Annotated in this window: 27 protein-coding genes; 12 read left to right on the forward strand and 15 right to left on the reverse strand. The window is 38.3% G+C overall.

Features of this window, described 5'->3' with window-relative positions:
• Positions 1 to 105 precede the first annotated feature (105 nt).
• From PMI_RS06615 to pspA, 7 genes are all read right to left on the reverse strand, one after another.
• Positions 106 to 528 (reverse strand): hypothetical protein, encoded by a 423-nt coding sequence (locus PMI_RS06615; protein ID WP_012367978.1) that lies wholly within the window; start codon positions 526 to 528, stop codon positions 106 to 108.
• 464 nt (positions 529 to 992) lie between these two features.
• Positions 993 to 2039, reverse strand: a complete 1047-nt coding sequence (locus PMI_RS06620) for a YcjF family protein (RefSeq protein ID WP_004243095.1) — start codon at positions 2037 to 2039, stop codon at positions 993 to 995.
• Positions 2036 to 3430 carry a YcjX family GTP-binding protein gene (locus PMI_RS06625; RefSeq protein WP_004243096.1) on the reverse strand — a complete coding sequence of 465 codons (1395 nt, stop codon included), beginning with the start codon at positions 3428 to 3430 and terminating at the stop codon, positions 2036 to 2038. The genes PMI_RS06620 and PMI_RS06625 overlap by 4 nt, the downstream gene beginning before the upstream one ends.
• Positions 3411 to 3665 carry a phage shock protein PspD gene (gene pspD, locus PMI_RS06630; protein ID WP_232504910.1) on the reverse strand — a complete coding sequence of 85 codons (255 nt, stop codon included), beginning with the start codon at positions 3663 to 3665 and terminating at the stop codon, positions 3411 to 3413. Before pspD ends, PMI_RS06625 begins: the two co-directional genes overlap by 20 nt.
• Positions 3666 to 3752: 87 nt before the next feature.
• Positions 3753 to 4109, reverse strand: a complete 357-nt coding sequence (pspC, locus tag PMI_RS06635) for an envelope stress response membrane protein PspC (RefSeq protein WP_004243099.1) — start codon at positions 4107 to 4109, stop codon at positions 3753 to 3755.
• A complete protein-coding gene (gene pspB / locus PMI_RS06640) occupies positions 4109 to 4339 on the reverse strand; it encodes an envelope stress response membrane protein PspB (protein WP_004243100.1) in 231 nt (76 codons plus the stop codon). The genes pspC and pspB overlap by 1 nt, the downstream gene beginning before the upstream one ends.
• Before the next feature lie 36 nt (positions 4340 to 4375).
• Positions 4376 to 5044, reverse strand: a complete 669-nt coding sequence (gene pspA / locus PMI_RS06645; protein ID WP_004243102.1) for a phage shock protein PspA — start codon at positions 5042 to 5044, stop codon at positions 4376 to 4378.
• A 216-nt stretch (positions 5045 to 5260) separates the two neighbouring features.
• Here pspA and pspF point away from each other — a divergent pair, with 216 nt between their 5' ends.
• From pspF to gstA, 8 genes are all read left to right on the forward strand, one after another.
• Positions 5261 to 6265, forward strand: a complete 1005-nt coding sequence (gene pspF / locus PMI_RS06650; RefSeq protein ID WP_004248148.1) for a phage shock protein operon transcriptional activator — start codon at positions 5261 to 5263, stop codon at positions 6263 to 6265.
• A gap of 278 nt (positions 6266 to 6543) precedes the next feature.
• A complete protein-coding gene (sapA, locus tag PMI_RS06655) occupies positions 6544 to 8235 on the forward strand; it encodes an ABC transporter substrate-binding protein SapA (protein ID WP_004243105.1) in 1692 nt (563 codons plus the stop codon).
• Positions 8232 to 9197 (forward strand): putrescine export ABC transporter permease SapB, encoded by a 966-nt coding sequence (gene sapB / locus PMI_RS06660; protein ID WP_004251015.1) that lies wholly within the window; start codon positions 8232 to 8234, stop codon positions 9195 to 9197. The genes sapA and sapB overlap by 4 nt, the downstream gene beginning before the upstream one ends.
• Positions 9184 to 10077, forward strand: coding sequence for a putrescine export ABC transporter permease SapC (sapC, locus tag PMI_RS06665; RefSeq protein ID WP_004243108.1), 894 nt, complete (start codon positions 9184 to 9186; stop codon positions 10075 to 10077). Before sapB ends, sapC begins: the two co-directional genes overlap by 14 nt.
• A complete protein-coding gene (sapD, locus tag PMI_RS06670; RefSeq protein ID WP_004243109.1) occupies positions 10077 to 11078 on the forward strand; it encodes a putrescine export ABC transporter ATP-binding protein SapD in 1002 nt (333 codons plus the stop codon). The genes sapC and sapD overlap by 1 nt, the downstream gene beginning before the upstream one ends.
• Complete coding sequence (gene sapF / locus PMI_RS06675; RefSeq protein WP_004243110.1) at positions 11068 to 11877, forward strand: putrescine export ABC transporter ATP-binding protein SapF; 810 nt, start codon at positions 11068 to 11070, stop codon at positions 11875 to 11877. The genes sapD and sapF overlap by 11 nt, the downstream gene beginning before the upstream one ends.
• 208 nt (positions 11878 to 12085) lie before the next feature.
• Entirely contained in the window at positions 12086 to 12874 is a 789-nt protein-coding gene (gene fabI / locus PMI_RS06680) for an enoyl-ACP reductase FabI (protein WP_012367980.1), read from the forward strand.
• 218 nt (positions 12875 to 13092) lie between these two features.
• Positions 13093 to 13704: a glutathione transferase GstA gene (gene gstA / locus PMI_RS06685; RefSeq protein WP_004248152.1), complete on the forward strand. Its 612-nt coding sequence runs from the start codon at positions 13093 to 13095 to the stop codon at positions 13702 to 13704.
• A gap of 78 nt (positions 13705 to 13782) precedes the next feature.
• On the opposite strand, the gene pdxY is transcribed toward gstA, so the two are convergent.
• The 4 genes from pdxY to anmK form a co-directional block, all read right to left on the reverse strand.
• A complete protein-coding gene (pdxY, locus tag PMI_RS06690; RefSeq protein ID WP_004248153.1) occupies positions 13783 to 14652 on the reverse strand; it encodes a pyridoxal kinase PdxY in 870 nt (289 codons plus the stop codon).
• 120 nt (positions 14653 to 14772) lie between these two features.
• Positions 14773 to 16047, reverse strand: coding sequence for a tyrosine--tRNA ligase (tyrS, locus tag PMI_RS06695; RefSeq protein WP_004248155.1), 1275 nt, complete (start codon positions 16045 to 16047; stop codon positions 14773 to 14775).
• A 130-nt stretch (positions 16048 to 16177) separates the two neighbouring features.
• Positions 16178 to 16831: a pyridoxamine 5'-phosphate oxidase gene (gene pdxH / locus PMI_RS06700; RefSeq protein WP_004243118.1), complete on the reverse strand. Its 654-nt coding sequence runs from the start codon at positions 16829 to 16831 to the stop codon at positions 16178 to 16180.
• 43 nt (positions 16832 to 16874) lie between these two features.
• Positions 16875 to 17987: an anhydro-N-acetylmuramic acid kinase gene (anmK, locus tag PMI_RS06705; protein WP_004243120.1), complete on the reverse strand. Its 1113-nt coding sequence runs from the start codon at positions 17985 to 17987 to the stop codon at positions 16875 to 16877.
• 220 nt (positions 17988 to 18207) lie between these two features.
• Here anmK and PMI_RS06710 point away from each other — a divergent pair, with 220 nt between their 5' ends.
• The gene (locus PMI_RS06710; RefSeq protein ID WP_004243121.1) at positions 18208 to 18675 is read left to right on the forward strand and encodes an outer membrane lipoprotein; all 468 of its coding nucleotides are present in this window, start codon (positions 18208 to 18210) and stop codon (positions 18673 to 18675) included.
• A gap of 344 nt (positions 18676 to 19019) precedes the next feature.
• Here the strand turns inward: PMI_RS06710 and slyA are convergent, their stop codons facing one another.
• Both slyA and PMI_RS06720 read right to left on the reverse strand, forming a co-directional pair.
• Entirely contained in the window at positions 19020 to 19448 is a 429-nt protein-coding gene (gene slyA / locus PMI_RS06715; RefSeq protein ID WP_004243123.1) for a transcriptional regulator SlyA, read from the reverse strand.
• A 462-nt stretch (positions 19449 to 19910) separates the two neighbouring features.
• Positions 19911 to 20150 carry a DUF1289 domain-containing protein gene (locus tag PMI_RS06720; protein ID WP_004243130.1) on the reverse strand — a complete coding sequence of 80 codons (240 nt, stop codon included), beginning with the start codon at positions 20148 to 20150 and terminating at the stop codon, positions 19911 to 19913.
• A 180-nt stretch (positions 20151 to 20330) separates the two neighbouring features.
• Between PMI_RS06720 and gloA the strand changes: the two genes are divergently transcribed.
• On the forward strand, positions 20331 to 20738 hold the full coding sequence (gene gloA, locus PMI_RS06725; RefSeq protein ID WP_012367981.1) for a lactoylglutathione lyase: 408 nt from the start codon (positions 20331 to 20333) through the stop codon (positions 20736 to 20738).
• Between the two features lie 95 nt (positions 20739 to 20833).
• Complete coding sequence (gene rnt / locus PMI_RS06730) at positions 20834 to 21472, forward strand: ribonuclease T (RefSeq protein WP_004243132.1); 639 nt, start codon at positions 20834 to 20836, stop codon at positions 21470 to 21472.
• Between the two features lie 121 nt (positions 21473 to 21593).
• On the opposite strand, the gene PMI_RS06735 is transcribed toward rnt, so the two are convergent.
• Both PMI_RS06735 and PMI_RS06740 read right to left on the reverse strand, forming a co-directional pair.
• The gene (locus tag PMI_RS06735) at positions 21594 to 21932 is read right to left on the reverse strand and encodes a Grx4 family monothiol glutaredoxin (RefSeq protein WP_004243134.1); all 339 of its coding nucleotides are present in this window, start codon (positions 21930 to 21932) and stop codon (positions 21594 to 21596) included.
• Positions 21933 to 22336: 404 nt separating this feature from the next.
• Positions 22337 to 22672: a hypothetical protein gene (locus PMI_RS06740; RefSeq protein WP_004248163.1), complete on the reverse strand. Its 336-nt coding sequence runs from the start codon at positions 22670 to 22672 to the stop codon at positions 22337 to 22339.
• A 296-nt stretch (positions 22673 to 22968) separates the two neighbouring features.
• Here PMI_RS06740 and PMI_RS06745 point away from each other — a divergent pair, with 296 nt between their 5' ends.
• On the forward strand, positions 22969 to 23784 hold the full coding sequence (locus PMI_RS06745) for a sulfite exporter TauE/SafE family protein (RefSeq protein ID WP_004248165.1): 816 nt from the start codon (positions 22969 to 22971) through the stop codon (positions 23782 to 23784).
• Positions 23785 to 23809 lie beyond the last annotated feature (25 nt).

Here is a 23809-nt window from a genome sequence, read left to right on the forward strand (position 1 = left end):
ACTAATTGCTGATATTATACATTAATATCAATTAAATAAAGGGCTTTGTCAGCAAAAGTTGACACTATTAGCATTTATTTTTACACAAAAGAGGTGATATTTTGATTATAAATGCTTTTTTAACGCTTTTAAAAAATTAAAACAGAAAAATGTTGAAGGTTGAATGATCTCTTTTAACTCATAAGCGATAAAATGCTTGATCCTTTCCAATAAAAACATAAGTTCTCTTCTTATAAATTTTTTGATTGTACAACAACCATGAGAAAAACAAAAAATGAGATAATCTAGTGCATATATCGCTGCTTTCTTTTTATTATTGTTTTTTACATACTCAAAGATCTGTGCCGTTTCTTTAATTGGTGATAATAGAGCTTGCTTTTGTTGTGCATATTTTATTTTATCAATTGCATCATCCAAAATAGGCGTTAAAAAGGCCAATTGACGGTTAATATGAGTAATATTCAAAGAAGAACCAATATAAAACTTGCGTCTTTGTTTTGAAAGTTTTTTTATTGTTCCAATCTTCATTTTTCTTTCCTCGTACTTTAGATATAAACTAATATAAAAACACTATTATATAAAATACTAACCAGCTAATAATTTAATATTAAACATCATGGCAGTTATACATTTATATTATGTTGACGCTATTTATCATACTAAAGTAAATAAGCTTTACTATCAAAAAAAGAAAAAACGTTAGCTAAATGTTAAAAAAAGAAATAAAAACAAACAAATACAATGAGTTAACCAAGCACCTTAAAGCTATTAATCTTTACTTATAACTATTTTTTTACCAATGTAATACCAACTAACTTTACAACAATAAAATGTATATTTTTTGATAGAAATAGATTATTCCCTTGCACTCATGCACACATCACTTTTATATACACTAACAATTAATTTAGCGATAAAAAAACCTCAACAATAATACTTATTGTTGAGGCTATTCAATTTATATTGAATTAAAGAATATATTGATAGGTAACTCACTCTTTCTTCTTATTACCTAATGTATTTTTTAATTGACCGATAAGCTCTTTTCTAAAGTCACTCAATTTAGGCTTATTATCAATCCAGGGTAATGGACGGCATAACTCCATTGCTTTAATTCCCAATCGGGCAGTTAATAATCCAGCGCCAATACCTTGAGCAGCACGCGTGGATAACCGAGCAGCCAAATCTTGTGAAAGCCAATCCATTCCCACTTCTCTCACTAATTCAGTCGCCCCAGCAAACGCAATATTGACGAGTACCAAGCGAAATAGCTTTAGTCGGCTATAGTAACCAAGTTCAATACCATATATTTGTGCAATACGATTAATTAACCGAATATTTCTCCAACCAATAAACGCCATATCCACCATTGCTAATGGACTTACTGCAATCATAAGGGTTGATTCCGCTGCAGAACGACTAATTTCAGCCCGTGCTTGCTTATCTAAAATCGGTTGTACTAATTGGCTATATAATTCTAAAATTTCTCTATCGTTATGCGTATCATGTAATGTACTTTGCCAACGAATATAAGCAGGATGTTGTGAATTAATACCTGCTTGTTTGGCTAAATCTTCACAAAAAGGGCGACCATTCCCTATTGCATGACTATAGAGTAATTCTCTCGCTTTATCACGCTCGTCAGCCCGTTGGCGTAAACGATAAATACGACGCCACTCAGTAATTACCGATCCCATACCCGCAATAACAATTAATCCTCCCGCACTGGCTGCGCCTAAAGCAATCCAATCAGAATTTATCCATGATTGATAGATCCACTGTCCCGCTTGAGCAATAACACTAACACCTAAAATAGTACTCGCCACTGTTATTAAGCGTTTCCATAAACTTTTTCTAGGCTTTAGGGCCGATTGGATCTCACCTTCTAAACGCCCTTCATTTTCCTGTGCCTCTAATTGCGGATTGTAGGGAACAAATTGTTCATCTTGATTGAAATCAAGCCCTTTTTTTAAGCTAATTTCTTCGTTTTGTAAGGTTGATTGTTTAAAATCAATACGTGATTTTAATGGCTCATTCATTTTAGTTTATCCCCTAATAAAAACTCCAAGGCACTATCCATACGAATATGGGGAACGGCACTGTCTCTCGATATTTGTTGAGGCCGGAAAGATTCAAAACTAAATCCTTGCTTTTGCCAAAATGCCTTTTCAGGCAATCTCTTAGGAACTTCTCCTGGAAAATAAACGAGCGGCTGATTATCCGTTAGTCGGTAGCCTTTTACGGCTGGGATTTTTTCACCATGATGATCGACAATGCCACTTTCTGTGGCAGCAATAGAAGCAAGCCCCATACAATCAATGCTTATTCCTTCAAAAATAGCATTCTGTTTCGCATCTTGAATAAGTTGCTGTAACAAAGAGACTAAATTTTCATGCTGATCTGGCGTGATATGGTCAGCCTTAGTGGCTGCAAATAGCAGTTTATCAATACAGGGGGAGAATAAACGTCTTAATAAGGTTCGTTTGCCATAATGAAAGCTGCGCATTAATTGTGTGAGCGCTTGTCTCATATCATTAAAAACATCCGCACCTTGATTTAGGGGTTGTAGGCAATCGACTAAGACAATTTGTCTGTCAAACCCTTGAAAATGGTCGCGATAAAATCCTTTTACAATATGTTGACCATAATATTCATAGCGCTTTTTTAACATACCAATATTCGTTTTTTTATCGGCATTTTTTAATTTAGCACTATCGTATTGCGTTAAGTCAGCCCAAGGGAAAAATTGTAAAACAGGCGCGCCGGATAATTCCCCCGGTAAAACAAAGCGTCCCGGTTGAATAAAATGTAATCCCTGTTTTTTACAGGCTAATAAGTATTCAGTATAAGCTGCGGCGATCTCGGCTAACAGCGTTTCATCAGCAGGGGCAAAGGGATCACATTTTTTTATTAACGACTGCCACTGTTGCACAGGTGCCGTTCGTTGTTGATTAACTCTATTCATCTGCTCAGACCATTCAAAATAGTCTTGCTCAAGCATAGGTAAATCAAGTAACCATTCACCGGGATAATCAACAATTTCTAAATAGAGCGATGAAGTTTCTTTTATAAAACGCGTTAAAGACTCATGAGAGCGATAGCGTAATTGCAAACGTATTTCACTGACACCCTTAGTGGGAACAGGCCAACTAGGTGGCGTATGGTAAAGTGACTCCATAGCTTCATCATAAGTAAAGCGTGGAATACTTAAGTTATGTTGCGGTATACGTTTAACCCCTAATAACTGTTGGTTGCGTGCCGCAGAAAATAAAGGTAAACGCGCCCCACTATGTACATTGGTGAGTTGATTGACTAAAGAGGTAATAAAGGCTGTTTTACCACTGCGGCTTAACCCTGTAACAGCGAGGCGTAAATGCCTATCTACGCCTCGATTAATCAGTGCAGTTAGTTCATTTTGTAAGCGTTTCATGTTTCTCCCAAGACACGTGACGCGATAACTTATCTAGCCCCATTTTTATCATAGGCTCAGCTATCAATAGAACCAACCAACGTAACGGTTTATAACTCACACGTTTTAATATACCGCCGGTTATTGCGGCTGGCCCAAATAAAGTTAATAACGTTAAAGCAAATGTTACCCCTTTTTTCGCCCATTTAGTGAGTTTATTTGTTTTAACGGTTGTCGGTATCAAAGTGGAATTCATCATTCCTCCTTAATAAGCAAATGGTTTATATCCAAATAAAGACGCTCCTAGTATTGGAGCGTCATATTAGATTAAGTGGCAAGAAAATTATAAATCTTGAAAGCGTTTATTGAGCTGATAAGTCGAAGAAGTAATATAACGTTCCATTTGTTGTAAACGTTTTTCACCTTTTGTTAATTGACTATCCACTTCTTTTAAAATAGCTTTTAAATCCTCTTGCTGTTCCTGATGTTGGTTATAATTATCAGGTGCAGGCTCCATAAAGAAACTTAAAACAAGATAAACAACAATGGTTAAGCCAAAAAAACCAGCAAAGAGTGCAATCACCGCAATAACCCTGACTAATAGCACAGGAATATTAAAATAATGGGCAAGCCCAGCACATACGCCACGGATCATGCCTTCTTGTGGCAAGCGATACAATGATTTGCTCTGCATCGTCATTATGATTGCCTCCAGTTAGGATGTTCTGCATCAAGAATATCTTCTAATGTCTTAATGCGTTCCTGCATTTGCTGAGCTTTATCCACCAGCGCGCTCAGTCGCTGCATTTCTTGTTGGGTTAACTGAACCTTCCCTCCCCCTTTTTGGCTGTTATAGTGCAACCATAACCAAATAGGAAGAATAAATAACACAAAAATTGTCAGTGGTATTCCCAGAAATATATAGCCCATTACATATCCTTTATAAGATGGTTATTACGCTTGCTGTTACTCTTTATTAGTATTGATTTTAGCTTTTAATGCCGCTAATTGCGCGCTAATTTCATCATCGGCTTTCAGCTCAGCAAACTGTTGTTCTAATGATTTTTCTTTACCTAATCCATAGCTTTGCGCTTCGCCTTCCATATGATCAATTCGACGCTCAAATTGTTCAAAGCGCGCCATTGCCGCATCCATTTTACCGCTATCTAATTGACGACGAACCTGACGTGAAGAGTTTGCAGCTTGGTGGCGAACCACTAATGATTGCTGTTTAGCACGCGTTTCTGTCAGTTTATTTTCTAATTCACTGATTTCACCTTTAAGGCGATCTAATGTTTCATCAATGATGATTAGTTCATGTTTTAAGGTATCGCACATTGAAGCAATACGTTGTTTTTCAATTAACGCCGCACGTGCTAAATCTTCTTTATCTTTAATCAGCGCGAGTTCCGCTTTATCTTGCCAATCTTTAATTTGTTTTTCTGCTTGCTCAATACGACGCTCTAAGCTTTTTTTCTCTGCTAGCGTACGTGCAGAAGTTGTTCTGATCTCAACTAACATGTCTTCCATTTCTTGGATCATTAAGCGGATCATTTTTTCAGGATCTTCTGCTTTATCCAGCAAAGAAGCGATGTTGGCATTAATAATATCAGCAAAACGTGAAAATATACCCATGATGTTATCCTTAATAGCTATGATAAATAATAGCCTTGAGTGTTGATTAAATAGCGTTATTAACAATAACGCCCAGTTGCTATAGTTAATACAATTTGCGTGCCAACTTTTCAAAACAACTTAACACATTAATAAATAACATTTTATTTTTCCTCGCCTATTTTTTACACTACTGATAGACTGGTGAGAAATACCTCAATATGGTGATTTTAACCAATGCAAGAGAATTTAGAGACAATAATTGGTGTTGATAGTCATTTTATCGATGTTTTAGAACAAACCTCAGCCCTCGCTCAACTCAAAAAACCAGTATTGATTATTGGTGAACGTGGTACAGGTAAAGAGCTTATCGCTCATCGATTACACTATTTATCACCTTGGTGGCAAGGACCATTTATTTCCATTAACTGTTCGGCATTAAACGATAATTTGCTTGATTCAGAGCTGTTTGGTCATGAAGCGGGGGCATTTACCGGAGCGAAAAACCGCCATCAAGGACGTTTTGAGCGTGCCGATGGCGGCTCTCTTTTTCTTGATGAACTAGCCACTGCACCGATGCTGGTGCAAGAAAAGTTGCTACGCGTTATTGAGTATGGCCATTTAGAACGAGTGGGAGGTAGTCAATCGCTGCATGTCGATGTGCGCCTTATCTGTGCCACTAACGCAGATCTACCGGCAATGGCGGACGAGGGTAAATTTCGTGCTGATTTACTGGATAGATTGGCCTTTGACGTAATTCGCCTGCCCCCTTTAAGAGAGCGTAAAGCCGATATTATGCTACTGGCTGAAAACTTTGCGATTGCTATGTGCCAAGAGTTAGGGTTGCCCTTTTTCCCCGGTTTTAGTGACAATGCCCGCCAAATTCTTTTAGATTACCGTTGGCCGGGGAATATTCGCGAACTAAAAAATGTGGTTGAACGTTCTGTTTATCGCCATGGCACCAGTGAGCGTGAACTGGATAATATTATTATCGACCCTTTTGCGCGCTTTTCGTCTTCAACCATAGCTGAGCAACCTCAGCCTCAAAAGGAGATGATCTTTTCATTACCGCCATTACCGCTAGATTTACGCCAGTGGCAACATAGCACAGAAAAAAACTTACTAGAGCAAGCATTGAAAGAGAGTCGTTATAACCAGAAGATGGCGGCAGAAAAATTAGCATTGAGCTATGATCAATTACGCGGATTAATAAAAAAACATCACATAAAATTGTCGGTCTAGTTTTGTATAAGATGAGCAAAGACAGAATGAAATACAGACAAAAAAAAAGCCAGCACCCGAGCTGGCTAGTAAAATAATACTGGAAGCAATGTGAGCAATGTCGTGTCCTTGTGCGAAAAACCTCTATCGCCAAAGGACAATACGGATGATAATCTTTATCATTAGCGTTTGTAAAGCTTTTTATTGAGAATTTTTCTCAATTTGTTTTTTTTGACAATTTTGGGCTAGCCAGTTTTTTAAGTTACAATAGCCAAATCGTTTATCTAAAAGACATAATTATGCGCCCTATTTTACTTATTAGTACTATGCTACTGGCTTCAATAAGTATGACTTGTATGGCAGAGATAGCTACCAAAGCTACAGAGCTATCTGTCGCGCAAGAGCCTACAAACATTCATCAAAATGGCTTTGTCTATTGTGTTGATGGCAGTGTAAATACCTTTAATCCTCAACTTTCGAGCAGTGGATTAATTATTGATCCCCTAGCCGCGCAACTTTACGATCGTCTTTTAGATGTTGACCCTTATACCTATCGTTTGATCCCTGAAATTGCCGCTCGTTGGGAGTCTCTCGATAATGGCGCAACTTATCGCTTTTATTTGCGTAAAAATGTGTCATTCCAGACAACACCTTGGTTTACGCCTACACGTAAACTCACCGCAGACGATGTTATCTTTAGTTTTGAGCGCATGTTTTCTGCCAATAATCCTTATAATCAAGTTAATGGTGGTAAATACCCCTATTTTGATAGTTTAAGTTTGGCGGATAATATCAAATCAATTAAAAAGTTAGGCAAATACACCGTTGAATTTAATCTAAAATCTCCTGATGCTTCATTTTTATGGCATTTAGCAACCCATTATGCGCCTATCCTTTCAGAAGAATATGCCAGTAACCTTGAAAAATCGGGTAATCAATCGCAACTTGATTGGAAACCTGTAGGCTCAGGGCCTTTTTATCTTGATGAATTTCAGCCAGGCCAATTTGTTCGATTACTGAGAAATGAGCAATACTGGAAAGGTCAGCCCAAAATGCAACAAGTGGTTATAGACACGGGTGCAGGCGGTACTGGACGTATATCTAAACTCTTAACGGGAGAGTGTGATGTTTTGGCCTATCCTGCGGCAAGCCAATTAAAGGTCTTACGTGATGATCCTCGTTTACGCCTTACATTACGTTCAGGAATGAATATTGCTTATCTTGCGTTTAATACTAATAAGCCACCGTTTAACGATCTAAAAGTGCGTCAAGCCATCGCTTATGCGATTAATAATGAACGACTAATGGGATCTATTTATTACGGTACGGCTGAAACAGCCGCATCGGTTTTACCTCGTGCCTCTTGGGCTTATGATAATCGCGCTAAAATTACCGAATATAATCCTGAAAAATCGAAGCAAATATTAAAAGAGTTGGGACTTGAAGGACTTAAATTAAACCTTTGGGTCCCCAGTGCTCCGCAATCTTATAATCCCAGCCCGTTAAAAATGGCTGAGTTAATTCAAGCTGATTTAGCCCAAGTAGGTATCCAAATGAATATTCGACCTATAGAAGGTCGCTATCAAGAAACCAGTTTGATGGATAGAACTCATGATATGACTTTATCAGGATGGTCAACGGACAGTAACGACCCCGATAGTTTTTTCCGCCCATTATTTAGTTGTGCGGCTATTAGTTCGCAAACCAATTTAAGTCATTGGTGCTCACCGGCATTTGACAATGTGCTACAACAGGCGCTTTATAGCCAACAACTGGCCTCTCGTATAGACTATTATCACCAAGCACAAGATATTTTAGCGCAAGAGCTACCGGTTTTACCATTAGCTAATTCTTTACGTATGCAGGCTTATCGTTATGATATTAAAGGACTTGTATTAAGTACATTTGGTAACGCTTCTTTTGCCGGTGTGTATCGCGAAGCAGAAGTTGATGAGGATAGTCACAACCAAGAGGCTACAACAAACCCATGATTATCTACTCGATACGTCGCTTACTGTTATTAATTGTGACGCTCTTTTTCTTGTCACTGGTGAGCTTTAGTCTCAGCTATTACACACCCAATGGGCCGTTAAGTGGTGCTTCTTTATTTGATGCCTACTTTTTTTATACCCACAATATGTTCCATTTTGATTTTGGAATTTCTTCAATTAATGGCGAACCCATTAAAGCACAACTTATTGAAGCATTTCCTGCCACTATGGAGTTATGTGCACTGGCATTTATCTTTGCCCTGCTTATCGGCATTCCTGCGGGGATCATCGCGGGTGTATGGCGCAATAAACCTGCAGATACTTTTATTAGTCATCTCGCACTTTTGGGCTTTTCAGTTCCGGTCTTTGGTCTTGCATTATTACTGACGCTTTTCTTTTCATTAAAGCTAGGTTGGCTACCTGTTTCAGGCCGTATTGATTTACTGTATAACTTACAGCCTATAACGGGGATCGCAATCGTTGATGCTTGGCTATCGGATTCGCCTTATCGTCAACAGATGATCATAAACGTTTTGCAACATTTAATTCTACCTGTGACTACACTAGCTATTGCTCCTACTACGGAAGTCATTAGGTTAATGCGTAATAGTACAGAAGAGATCATGGTCGAGAATTATGTGAAAGCAGCGGCAACCCGTGGCTTATCACGCTTTACTATTATTCGCCGTCATATTCTACATAATGCATTACCCCCTATTATTCCCAAATTAGGCTTACAGTTTTCTACCATGTTAACACTGACGATGGTGACCGAAATTGTTTTTAACTGGCCAGGATTAGGCCGTTGGCTAGTAACGGCCATTCGCCAACAAGACTATTCGGCTATTTCAGCCGGTGTTATGGTTGTTGGTTCAATGGTTATCATCGTCAATGTGTTATCAGATATTGTCGGTGCGATGAGTAATCCAATGAAACACAAGGTGGGATATGCCTTTAGATAGCCAGTTTTATAAAGAGAAAAAAACACCATCACCGGCTGCGGTGATTTGGCAATGTTTTTCTAAAGATATTCTCTCCATGGTGGGCTTTTATGGTGTTATCTTCCTGTTAATATTAAGTATTGTTGGTCCTTATATTGCGCCTTATGCACTCGACCAACAATTCTTCGGTCATCAATTAACACCGCCTTCTTGGTATCAAAACGGTAATGTCACCTTCTTTTTTGGTACTGATGATTTAGGGCGCGATGTCTTTAGCCGTATTTTAATTGGTACGAGTATGACCTTTGGTGGCGCTTTTATTGTCACCTTTGCGGCGACACTGATGGGATTAATTATGGGTTGCCTTGCAGGAATGACCCACGGCCTAAAATCCGCAGTGTTAAATCATATTTTAGATACACTGTTATCCATTCCATCACTCTTATTAGCCATTATTGTGGTCGCTTTTGTAGGGGCAAGTTTAGAGCACGCCATGATAGCAATTTGGCTAGCACTACTCCCCCGCTTAGTGAGAATGATCTATTCAGCGGTAAATGATGAATTAAATAAAGAGTACGTTATTGCCTCACGTCTTGATGGTGCATCAAATATCTCTATTTTATGGTATACCGTATTGCCGAATATTACCCCAGTATTGGTTTCTGAATTAACTCGGGCTTTTTCTATCGCAATATTAGATATCACGGCATTAGGTTTTCTGAATTTAGGCGCTCAATTACCTTCACCTGAATGGGGGGCGATGCTCGGCGATTCCCTAGAGTTAATCTATGCTGCACCTTGGACAGTCCTTATCCCCGGAGCCACCATTATGATCAGTGTATTACTTGTCAATTTATTAGGGGATGGCTTACAACGTGCCATTAATGAGGGGGTGGAATAATGCCGTTATTAGACATACGCAACCTAACTATTGAGTTTATGACACCCGATGGCCCAGTAAAAGCGGTAGATCGCGTTTCCATTACCCTCAGTGAGGGAGAAGTAAGAGGTTTAGTCGGTGAATCTGGCTCCGGAAAAAGTTTGATCGCTAAGGCAATTTGTGGCGTGACTAAAGATAATATTAAAGTGACTGCGGATCGCTTTCGGTTTGATGATATTGATTTACTTAAATTGTCACCAAGAGCACGTCGTCGGGTAATTGGTCATAATGTGTCGATGATTTTCCAAGAGCCTCAATCTTGTCTTGATCCGGCGACCAAAATTGAACACCAGCTTATTCAAGCAATCCCTGGTTGGACATTTAAAGGCCACTGGTGGCAACGTTTTCATTGGCGAAAACGCCGTGCAATTGAGTTACTTCATCGGGTTGGTATTAAAGATCATAAAGATATCATGCGTAGCTATCCTTATGAGTTAACCGAGGGTGAATGCCAAAAAGTGATGATAGCCATTGCCATTGCTAACCAACCCCGTTTACTGATTGCCGATGAACCAACTAATGCGATGGAGCCGGCAACGCAAACACAAATATTTCGTTTACTCACCCGTTTAAATCAAAATAATAATATGACTATTTTGTTAATTAGCCATGATTTGCAGTGGATGAGTAAATTAGCCAGTAAAATTACGGTCATGTATTGTGGTCAGACCGTGGAAACCGCCATACCTGAAGAACTATTGGTTACCCCCTATCATCCTTATACACAAGCCCTTATCCGCTCTATTCCTGATTTTACTAACTCTTTGCCTCATAAAAGCCGTTTAAATACGCTACCCGGTGCGATCCCCTCTTTAGAGCACCTACCTGTTGGGTGCCGTTTAGGCCCCCGTTGTCCTTATGCACAACGTCAATGTATTGAAGCACCTCGATTACGTACATTTAAAAATCATGCGGTGGCTTGTCATTTCCCATTAAATGTGGAGACGACAGATGTTCGATAAATTACTTGAAGTCAAAAACTTATCAAAAACATTTCGTTACCGTACAGGATTATTCCATCGCCAGCAGTTGAAAGCGGTAAAACCGGTGAGTTTCACTCTTGAACCGAAGCAAACACTGGCGATTATTGGCGCTAATGGTTCAGGTAAATCAACATTAGCTAGAATGTTATCCGGCGTTACAGAGCCAACGGGGGGTGATATTTTTATAAACGGTCATCAATTAAGTTTTGGCGATTACTCTTATCGTAGTCAACGCATTCGGATGATATTTCAAGATCCCACAAACTCACTCAATCCACGTCAGCGTATTGGGCAAACATTAGATTTACCATTACGACTTAATACCGAACTTAGTGGCATAGAGCGAGAAAAACGCATTTATCAAACTTTGCGGCAAGTAGGACTATTACCAGAACATGCTAATTACTATCCACATATGTTTGCCTCAGGACAACGCCAGCGGATCGCCTTAGCTCGTGCTCTTATTTTACAGCCACAGGTGATTATAGCGGATGAAGCTATTGCCTCTTTAGATATGTCTTTACGTTCACAAATTATTAATTTGATGTTAGAGCTACAAGAGACACATGAAATTGCCTATATCTATGTGACACAAAATTTAGGAATGACTAAGCATATTAGTGATAAAGTCATGGTGATGGATAATGGTGAAGTGGTCGAGCGTGGTAACACCGCTGAGGTATTAGCATCACCTTTACATGAAGTGACTCGTCGATTAGTGGCTAGTCATTTTGGGGAAGCACTTACGGCAGAAGCTTGGCGACAAGATTTACCTTAATATTAAACAGCATTAACATCATATTAATTGTTTATTATTTCACCCTTTTCCTTCAACTCCTCGGAGGTGCAAGGGAAATTAAACAAATTTACAAATGTCGTGGTAGAATCAGCCACGATTTATTAACAATAAGCGTGATAACCTAACAGATAAATAAAATTCTGCATGATGTTATTATCGCAATTTACGAACAAACAAGGATACAGCTATGGGCTTTATGACCGGCAAACGCATTCTGATTACTGGTGTTGCGAGCAAATTATCAATTGCTTATGGTATTGCCAAAGCCATGCATGATCAAGGCGCTGAACTGGCTTTTACTTATCAGAATGAAAAACTCAAACCTCGCGTTGAAGAGTTTGCAGCCTCATTAAATTCTAACATCGTATTAGAGTGTGATGTGTCAAAAGATGAAAGCATTGACGCAATGTATGCAGAGCTAGCAAAAGTTTGGCCTAAATATGATGGTTTTGTTCACTCTATCGGTTTCGCACCTGCTGACCAATTAGATGGCGACTATGTTAACGCTGTCACTCGTGAAGGCTTTAAAATTGCCCATGACATCAGTGCATATAGCTTTGTTGCAATGGCAAAAGCAAGCCGTGCAATGTTAAATCCAAACTCTGCATTATTAACGCTGACTTACCTCGGTGCTGAGCGTGCAATTCCTAACTATAATGTTATGGGGTTAGCTAAAGCTTCTCTAGAAGCAAACGTACGTTATATGGCAAATGCTATGGGTCCTGAAGGTATTCGTGTTAACGGTATCTCTGCAGGTCCAATTCGTACCTTAGCGGCATCTGGTATCAAAGATTTCCGTAAAATGTTAAATCATTGCGAATCCGTCACCCCTTTACGTCGCACAGTCACTACTGAAGATGTGGGTAATACTGCAGCTTTCTTATGCTCTGACTTATCTGGCGGGATCACCGGTGAAATCATTCACGTAGACGGTGGTTTTAGCATTGCCGCAATGAATGAATTAGAGTTGAAATAATTTCCCTTTATTTCATTACATTCTTTCTAAAAACCTCGAAATTCTTCGAGGTTTTCTTTTTTCATGAATAAGTTGTACTGTTCACAGATTTACAAAAGCCTATTTTATTTGCCAGATTTGCGTTTGCTAAATTCTTATAACGCCTTATTATCTAATGTTAGTGAGGATATTTCTTATCTTCACGGGTATCACCACTCATTGATAGGGAGTTATTTAAGATGAAATTGTACTACACGCCGGGTAGTTGCTCGCTTTCTCCTCATATCGTTCTACGTGAAACGGGTCTCGACTTTTCTATTGAGCGCATTGATTTACGCACCAAAAAAACAGAGTCAGGGAAAGATTTTCTTGCCATCAACCCTAAAGGGCAAGTTCCGGTTCTTCAATTAGATAATGGTGATATTTTAACGGAGGGTGTTGCTATTGTGCAGTATCTTGCCGATCTGAAGCCAGATAGAAATCTTATTGCCCCACCAAAAGCATTAGAACGTTATCATCAAATTGAGTGGCTAAACTTTCTTGCCAGTGAAGTTCATAAAGGCTACAGCCCTCTATTTTCATCTGATACGCCTGAAAGTTATCTCCCTGTGGTAAAAAACAAACTAAAAAGTAAATTTGTTTATATTAATGATGTACTAAGCAAACAAAAATGTGTTTGTGGTGATCACTTTACTGTGGCGGATGCGTATCTGTTTACGTTAAGTCAATGGGCACCTCATGTGGCGCTAGATTTAACCGACTTAAGCCATTTACAAGACTATCTAGCACGTATTGCACAACGTCCTAATGTGCATAGTGCACTAGTCACGGAAGGATTAATAAAAGAGTAAGATTGCTATAAAGGCGAGTCTCATTAATAAACATAAAAAGCGGAAATTAATGACTTCCGCTTTATATTAACAATATGATTAATCTAACTGCGTTGCACAGAAGTTATGGGTTGGGTGCACCATTTGATCTTGAGCGGCGACGAGTTGTAACTCGTACTCATTCATCTCTTTAGTTTTTAACATCACTTCATAAACAGCAGCAGCAACATGCTCTAATGCCGTTTTTAGCTCAACACCTTTTAGTAAATCCACCAGCATTAAACCACTGGTTAGATCCCCGACACCAACAGGCTGACGTTCACCAAAATCAACCAGCGGTCGGCTCACGTGCCAACTGTGATCTGCAGTCACCAGTAACATTTCAAAGCGATCATGACGAAAGCCTGCTCGTGATAAATGTTTTACTAATACAATTTTAGGCCCTTGCTGGCATAATTGACGGGCCGCTTTTACACATTGGTCAACATTATGCAGCGTTGCTCCACCAGCTAATGTTTCAAGTTCTAATAAGTTGGGTGCAATAATATCACTGATGGGCAAAGCATCTTCACAAAGTACGCCAGAAACTTCTGGAGGCACAATACAACCTTTTTCAGGATGTCCCATAACCGGATCACAAAAGTACCATGCGTTAGGATTAGCTTGTTTGACTTTTTTTACAATATCAACAATGCGTCGGCCTTGCTCTGCCGAGCCAAGATAACCACTTAATACCGCATCACACTGTGCTAATTTACCAATAGCAGCGATACCATCAACGATCTCAGTGATATGCTCTGCCGACATCACACAACCCGTCCATTTTTCTGGATATTGTGTGTGGTTGGAAAATTGAACCGTATTTAAAGGCCAAACATTTACCCCCATACGGCGCATTGGAAATTCAGCAGCGCTATTACCTGCGTGACCAAAAACTACATGAGATTGAATAGAGAGTATATTTTTCATGACATAAACCGATTATTGTGAATACACACAACACCCAAGCTTTATTATCATAGGCGAGGTATACACATTTATTTATTGTTATCAAAAAAGGGCAACCTACTGTTGCCCTTTTGTTGTCAATTATTTCCAGATAACAAGGCAGTAATGTTTTTTACCGCGACGTAAAATGGAATAATGACCAAATAAGAAATCTTTTTCTTCAAAGACGTATTCAGGATTATCCTGTTTTTCGCCATTAATAGATACTGCGTTAGAGCCAATCATTGTACGAGCTTGACCACGAGAAGGAACTAATTCTGCATTGACCAGTGCTTGTTGTAAATCATTGCCTTTTTCTAACTCAATAGTTGGCATACCATCTTGCGCTAATTGTTCAAGATCAGCTTGCGTTAAATCTGCAATAGCTCCTGAAAATAGGCTATCGGTAATACGTTTAGCGGCAGTTAAACCTTCTTCACCATGAACTAAACGTGTAACTTGTTCTGCTAACACACGTTGGGCGCGAGGTGCTTGACCGCTGTTTTTATCTTCCTCTTCCAGTGCATTAATCTCCTCAATGCTCATAAAAGTGAAGAATTTTAAGAAGCGATACACATCCGCATCCGCGGTATTGATCCAGAATTGGTAGAATTTATATGGGCTCGTTTTCTTCGGATCTAACCAAACAGCACCACCTTCTGTTTTACCAAATTTAGTACCATCAGATTTGGTAATTAAAGGTACTGTCATACCAAATACTTGTTTTTGGTTGAAACGGCGAGTTAGATCAATACCCGAAGTAATGTTACCCCACTGATCTGAGCCACCAATTTGTAACTCGACACCGAGGTTTTTGTTTAATGACGCAAAGTCATAAGCTTGTAACAGATTATAAGCGAATTCAGTAAAAGAGATCCCCACATCGTCACGGTTTAAACGCTGTTTAACCGCTTCTTTGTTGATCATTTGGTTCACAGAGAAGTGTTTACCGATATCACGCAGGAAGGTTAGCACATCCATTTGACCAAACCAGTCATAGTTGTTTGCTAATTCCGCACTGTTTTCACCACGGTCGAAATCTAAGAAAGGTGACACTTGTTTACGAATTTTTTCTACCCACTCGTGAACAGTATCTTGGGTATTCAGTTTGCGCTCGGTGGCTTTAAAACTAGGATCACCAATAAGACCCGTTGCACCACCCACCAACGCCACAGGCTTATGCCCGGCTAGTTGGAATCGTTTTAAACACAGCAAAGGAACCAAATGCCCCAAGTGCAGGCTATCAGCGGTAGGATCGAAGCCACAATAGAGAGCGATAGGACCTTGCTCCAAACGCTCCACTAAAGCTGCCTCATCCGTGACCTGAGCGATAAGCCCACGCTCCTGCAATTGTGTGATTAGGTTCTTGCTAGACATCAATGACTCCATCGGTTTATTGTTTTTTGTCTATTTAAAATATAAGTGAAACACAAGTGGTATAGCATAAAGCGCCACTACATTAAGTACCAGTAGAAAAAGCCTTTTTGATACAAATTTATTAGCCCAATTAAGGTGCTAAACGTTCAATAGACCATCCTTCTGGTGATTTTTGGTATATAAAGCGATCGTGTAGACGATTTTCTCTACCTTGCCAAAATTCAACAGAGTCAAAAGTGACTCGATATCCTCCCCAGAAACTGGGTAGAGGTACTTCTCCATGTTGAAATTTTTGTTTTAACTCCAAAAACTTACTTTCAAGCACCCCACGGGCAGAAATGCGAGAAGATTGTTTTGATGCCCAAGCTGCTATTTGGCTATCTTTAGGACGGCTATGGAAATATTTTACGACTTCAAATGCTGAAAGTTTCTCAGCTTTCCCTAAAAAACAGACTTGTCGCTCTAAAGGATACCAAGGGAAGAGTAAACTGACTCTTTGGTTATGTTCTAAATGACTCGCTTTACGGCTACCTAAGTTGGTATAAAAAACTAAACCTTTTTCATCAAAGTGCTTTAACAGCACAATACGTTGATAAGGTTGTCCATTTTCATCAACGGTTGCCACACACATGGCAGTAGGATCACTTAAGCGAGCTTCACAAGCTTGCTTAAGCCATTTTTCAAATAAAACTAATGGCTGTTCGGTTAATTCATGACGGCGTAATCCACCTTTCATATATTCACGTCGAAGATCAGCAACATCAATAAAATCCAGATCTGTCATTTTTCACTCTCTCTTTTGAGATACTGTGCTCAGCATATCACGCTTATCGAGGATTTGTAGGATAAATCGCCCCTAAAATTGTTTCTCGTGATGCCCCTGTAACAGAAGGTAAATTGCCGGGTTCATTTGCCATTGTTCGTGCGGCCAACCACGCAAAAGCTAATGCTTCCATATCATCGCCACTAAGACCATATTTGTCCGTTAACGAGACTTCTGTACCCGGTAATAAACTAGCAAGACGATGCATAATTTGACCGTTTTTTGCCCCGCCACCACACACCAATAAACGCTCACATCCACCATTGAGTTGTACTTGCTGTGCAATACTGATAGCGGTTAGCTCTACTAAAGTTGCCTGTACATCCTCTGGAAATACATTGGGTACTTTAGCCAAATGATAATGTAACCATTGGGTATTAAAATATTCTCGTCCCGTACTTTTTGGCGCTGAACGAGAAAAATAGGGATCTGCCAGCATTTCCTGTAATAATTGGGTATTCACATTTCCAGTTGCTGCCCATTGCCCATTATCATCATAGGCTGTCTGATTATGAACCCAGTTCCAACTGTCTAACAGCATATTGCCAGGGCCTGTGTCATATCCTTTCACTGCAACGCCAGGTAATAGCAGCGAAATATTGGCAATACCACCAATATTTAACACAATGCGTTTTTCTGTAGGATGACCTAATACTGCAAGATGAAATGCAGGAACCAATGGTGCACCTTGCCCACCATATGCCATATCACGACGACGAAAATCCCCGACAGTGGTTATTCCTGTCAAGGCAGCCACTCTATTGTTATCACCAATTTGCATGGTAAACGGGATATCACTTTCTGGCTCATGCCAAATTGTTTGACCATGACATCCTATCGCCGTGATATCAGCAGCACTTAATCGCGCTTTCGCTAATAATTCCATAATAGCTTTTGCATATAGCTCACCCAGTTGCGCATCTAATAAGCCTAACTCATGCAACGTCACAGGTTGGCCTTGGCAAACGGCTAAAATGCGTTGACGCAAGGTTTGAGGATAAGGTAAAAAATGGTTGGCTTGTTGGGCAACCAGTTTATTACTAATGGCGGCCAATACCACATCAACACCATCTAAACTTGTACCAGACATCACACCAATGTATCGCCCTGCTTTCATGTCCTTTTCCTTATAATCAAGATGATGCAACTTTTTAACATATAATGTTATATTCTTTTTTTCGGAAATCTCTTCAGTGTTTACTTGCGCTCTTTACTATATAGTAAGAGGTATACGATTAAAATCAGTGTCGACATATGCAAAAAATAAGCTATAACTGATATTAAATTAAATTGATATAATCTGAAAAATTATTATCAGATTTCCATTAGGAGTAATTATGTTTAAGCATTTACTTGTTGGTCTTTTTGCTGTGACAACGCTGGCTGGTTGTGTAAATACAAGCTCTTTATCAGGTGATACTTATACAGCAAGTCAAGCTAAACAAGCACAAAACGTAACTTATGGCACCATTGTTTCAGTACGTGCAGTAAACATTCAAGCCGGTAGTGATGAAAATGTTCTTGGTGCTATCGGTGGTGCCGTATTAGGTGGTTTATTAGGTAATACAATTGGTGGTGGTACAGGCCGTAACCTAGCAACCGCAGCGGGTGCTATTGCTGGTGGTATGGCTGGACAACAAGCACAAGGTGCTTTAAACACAACCAAGGGTGTGCAATTGGAAGTACGTTTAGATAGCGGTAAAACTGTGGTTGTCGTACAAAAAGCAGACAATACTGCCTATAGACAAGGTCAACGTGTTGCTGTGATTGGTAACGGCAATAATCTCACCGTTTCTCCACGCTAAGTTTATTTACTTGAGGTGTGTGATAAGCAAAACAGGCAACCATTCTAGTTGCCTGTTTTATTAATAGAAATTATTTTACTTATAATAACCAGTTTTATAACTTATTAATTAATTCAAACATTGCATTATCTATCTTTAATTAATGATAAAAATCACTCGTCTTTTATCATCAATTATTAATTGATAACGCTTTTATTATAAGATCAACAATAGACTTCATAGATAAAATCATCTTATCTACCCTCTAGTAGAATTATAATAAATCCTTTGAAATTAAATAATAAATAGAATTATTACAAATAAAACCATTAGAAATAAAATTGCTGTAAATTAGCCCAATTTAATTAGTCATGTAATCTAATTATATTTTTCTCTAGCTTTTTAATAAGATAAATCAAGTTGTCTATTTCTTCCTTCTTTATACCACTTAATATTTCTTGACGTGTCTTCTCAATAACTGCATAAACTTCTGAAATAAAAGGTTCTGATTCTTTTGTTAACGTTATACGCTTTGCTCTGCGATCACTTGAACAAGTATGTCTACAAATCAATTTTTTTTCTTCTAACTGATCGAGAGTTCTCACTAATGATGGTTGTTCAATACCAATTGCTTTAGCCAATTGGATTTGAGATTGTTCTGGAGGCAGTTGACTAATATTATACAACGTTACCCAATGAGTTTGGGTCAATTTTAATGGCTTGAGTCGGTGATCAATTAAGGCACGCCATAATCGAACTAAACGCGCTAAATCAGCTCCTAATGTTGATTCCACTTATCCCTCCTTAAATTCGCTTTTCTTTCAGCTTTTACAAAGTTTAGATATGTTCTTTAAAAACACTATTTTGTAAATTACATTATTTATTGATTGATGAGCCGACCTCTTTATCTTATTTTTATAATATTAGAATCCTATTTATTAGATAGGAAATTATTTTTAAGATCCAATTATGTATATTTATCGCCACGAATGAATCTCTATAAAGAATAACCTTGTTATAAAAACTAATCTATATTTTTTTACATAATAATCATTATTATTTCACAAGAAAAGCCGAGAAAACAAAAAAACCTTACAATTCACGGAATTAAAAACCATTAACAAAACAAATATTTACAATGAATATTATTTACCTTAAAAATTAAATAAAATGAACTAACTAAATACAATCAATAAACTAATTAAATTATATTAAAACGTTAGTTTTATTTTAAAATTTAAAAATAAATAATAAATTTAAAATAAATCCAGCTGTTCATTCTCTTTTTCTGTTTCAGACACTGTTTTTTGTTGAGCTCTTAAATATCGTTGTCGACAAAGTCTCAATACATTTCGTTTTTCTTGTTGACTCATCGTTGACCAACTAAAGCGTTCTTGACGACTACGGTAACAACCAATGCAATACCCTTGTAAATTAGATTCACATCGACCAATGCAAGGGCTTGGGATATCGAAGAATTCTAATTGTTCTTGCATTGATTATTCTCCCCAATTATTTGTTACTATAGAGTATAGTAAAAAGAGATATTATCTGCCCATTTACTACAATACTGATGAGTAAAGCGTAAATTGAACTATAGGGCTGTAACGCGTTATAGTACAACACCATCAGTTTATACTGTCGGGTGTCATATTTAACAAACACGAGAGGTTTATATGCGAGTACTTCATACCATGATCCGTGTAGGCGATTTACAACGCTCTATCGATTTTTATACCAAAGTTTTAGGTATGCAACTTCTACGCACCAGTGAGAATGAGGAATATAAATACTCGTTGGCTTTTGTTGGCTATGGTGATGAAAGTAGCGGTGCTGTTATTGAATTAACCTATAACTGGGGTGTGACTAGCTACGAAATGGGGACTGCATTTGGCCATGTTGCATTAGGGGTTGATGATGTAGCTGCAACTTGTGAGGCTATCCGTCAAGCGGGGGGTAACGTTACCCGTGAAGCAGGCCCTGTTAAAGGTGGTACAACAATTATCGCCTTTGTAGAAGATCCTGATGGATATAAAATTGAATTAATCGAAAACAAAAGTGCCAGTCAAGCTCTGGGTAACTAAATATTAGTAAAACCAGAAAGGCATTGTATTGCTTTTCTGGTTCCTGATTATTATTAATTTCTGATGTGCTATTTTCATCGGATAAGTACAGTTTAATGCCTGATAAAATAAACCCTAATGAATTATGTAACCGCTTTCGAGGTTACTATCCAGTCGTTATTGATGTTGAAACGGGTGGATTTAATGCCAAAACAGATGGCTTACTTGAAATTGCTGCTATCACTTTAAAAATGGATGAGCAAGGTTGGTTAAAACCTGATAATACATTGCATTTTCATGTCGACCCCTTTGAGGGCGCAAATTTAGAGCCAGCGGCGTTAGAATTTACCGGAATTGATCCTACAAATCCTCTTCGTGGTGCTGTCAGCGAATATGAAGCGTTACACGCCATTTTTAAAATGGTACGTAAAGGAATGAAAGACGCCAACTGTAACCGTGCGATCATTGTGGCTCATAATGCTAATTTTGATCATAGCTTTGTTATGGCGGCAGCTGAGCGAGCAGGTTTAAAGCGTAACCCTTTCCACCCTTTTGCTACTTTTGATACTGCGGCTTTAAGTGGTTTAGTACTAGGACAAACTATTTTAGCGAAAGCCTGTATTACTGCAGGTATCCCCTTTGATAGTAAACTCGCTCATGGGGCTTTATACGATACCAATCGTACATCATTACTGTTTTGTGAATTAGTTAACCGCTGGAAAAAATTAGGTGGTTGGCCACTACCAACGCCCTAATCAAACTTATGTGTTTGGCTGTGCCATATTAAGCGACAAAAAAGAAGCCAGTGCAAATAATGTACTGGCCTCTTTTTTTAATTACGGTCAATTTAAATCATGGTGAAAAACGCAATGGGGATTATGCTTCTTCTTCACCACGGTATTTATCTGCAGTCTCTTTTAATAACTTCTGCAATTCACCGCGCTGATACATTTCTAAGATAATGTCACAACCACCGACTAATTCGCCATCCACCCATAATTGTGGGAAAGTTGGCCAATGAGCATATTTTGGTAGCTCTGCACGAATATCAGGGTTTTGCAAAATATCGACATAAGCAAAACGCTCACCACAAGCAGAAATCGCTTGAACGGCTTGTGCAGAAAATCCACAGCTTGGTAATTTTGGTGATCCTTTCATGTATAACAGGATGGGATTTTCTTTGATTTGGCGTTCAATTTTTTCGATAGTCGTCATTTATTAAGTCCTTACAACCTTTTTATATTCAGTATGTTTTATATTGAGGAAAACATGAAAGAAGAATACCACTTTATATAAGAAAGCTCTATATAAGTTTAGTTATGTATCTAAATCAATAAATTACGGATAAATCACCCTATAATTGATGAGAAAACATACGACAAGGCATGACGATCTGGGAACAAATAAAATAAGATTAATGTTGGCTTAGCGAAAAACGCCGTAAACCCTCGCCCAATGTGAAGTGCCCCCATAAAAAGCACCTAAATAAGTGTATAAATGCACATTACAGTAAAGAACACCAGATAATGTTTTAGTCGACGGATATCTGATGTCCCTGATCACACAAATTTTCAACGTCAATATCAATATCTCGTTAAATTGGATATTGATAAATTTCGTTATTTAATAGGCTTAACAATAATATCCCAACCTGTAGTACCTGAAGCGTGGTAATAATAACCGGCTTTTAATTGCTCTGGTTTTTTACTTGGCCCTTCAGCAACTAAAGTAGATTTCGTTGAGTTATTATCAATACGAATTACACCACCGCGAATACGATCTAATTCATTACCATTGAACAAGGTAATTTGTGGTGAGAAATGCGCATCACTTAAATCAATATGGATAAAAGTGTGCCCTGCATCATAAGCGGCTTTTAATTCTTTATCTGTAATGTCTTTACCATTCTCAAAGGGTAAGTCAAAAAATGCTTTTGGATCAATTTTAGCAGTCATAAATACTCCTTTTTATGAATAAACATCAATCATTAGTTCAATTTAAATTATAGATAATAATTAAACATTCTGATAAATATCCTGCTCACGCTCTGTAAGATATATATAAATTATTTATATATTCAATAAATTAACTTACCCATCTTTTGTTTTGCTTTTATTCAATAGAGATAGAACAATAAGTAAAATTAACTAATTGTTTATATATATAAAAATGAGATGTTATTTCTAATAGGGATCTGCCATTATCATGGACTCGTCAAAACTCGCATATTTAAACTTATGAGTATTTAGTAATGGAAATGATTTTACTGTTTCTGATTGTGGGATGTATAACTGGATTTTTTGCCGGATTGTTAGGAATTGGTGGTGGAGCCATTATTGTTCCTATTGTGATGTATGTTGTTAGCCAACAAGCTATCCCTGCAGATATGGTAATGAAAATCGCCCTCTCAACCTCTTTTTCTGTCATTATATTTTCTACCGCCTCTTCTGCTTATTCGCATAATAAACATAAAGCGATTTTATGGTCACAATTTCCGCTCCTCGCTGTAGGCACTCTTCTCGGTATGCTAGTTGGGACATTCCTAGTACAAAAACTCTCAAATACCCTATTACAAATTATCTTTTGTATTTTTATGGCCTATACCATATATGGATTACTGACCAAGAAAAAAGAAGCTGAACGTGTTGAGAATGCCCAAGATCCGGTGGTTTCAAAACCAGCACTGACAACCGGTGGTAGCTTAGTGGGTTTTATTTCAAGTTTTATTGGTATAGCGGGTGGCACCATAACAATACCGCTATTAAGCCACTGGGGGTTTAATACCCGTAAATGTATTGCAACATCATCAATGCTGGGTGTGATTATCGCCACTATTGGGACTGTTATGGGGATCGTTTATGGTTGGCAACAAACTGAATTAGCAGACTATTATTTAGGTTTTGTCTATCTACCTGCTTTTATTGGTATTAGTATTACCAGTATACTTACAGCCCCTATCGGCGTAAAAGTTGCCTATAAACTACCTATTGCCAGAGTACGCCAAATATTTGCCCTATTCTTATTAATCGTCATGGCTAAAATGTTATATACCCTGATATTGGGATAGTGTTTTAACACTTTACCTCTATCTT

Origin of the sequence: Proteus mirabilis HI4320, assembly GCF_000069965.1 — a bacterium.
Classification (GTDB): Bacteria; Pseudomonadota; Gammaproteobacteria; order Enterobacterales; family Enterobacteriaceae; genus Proteus; species Proteus mirabilis.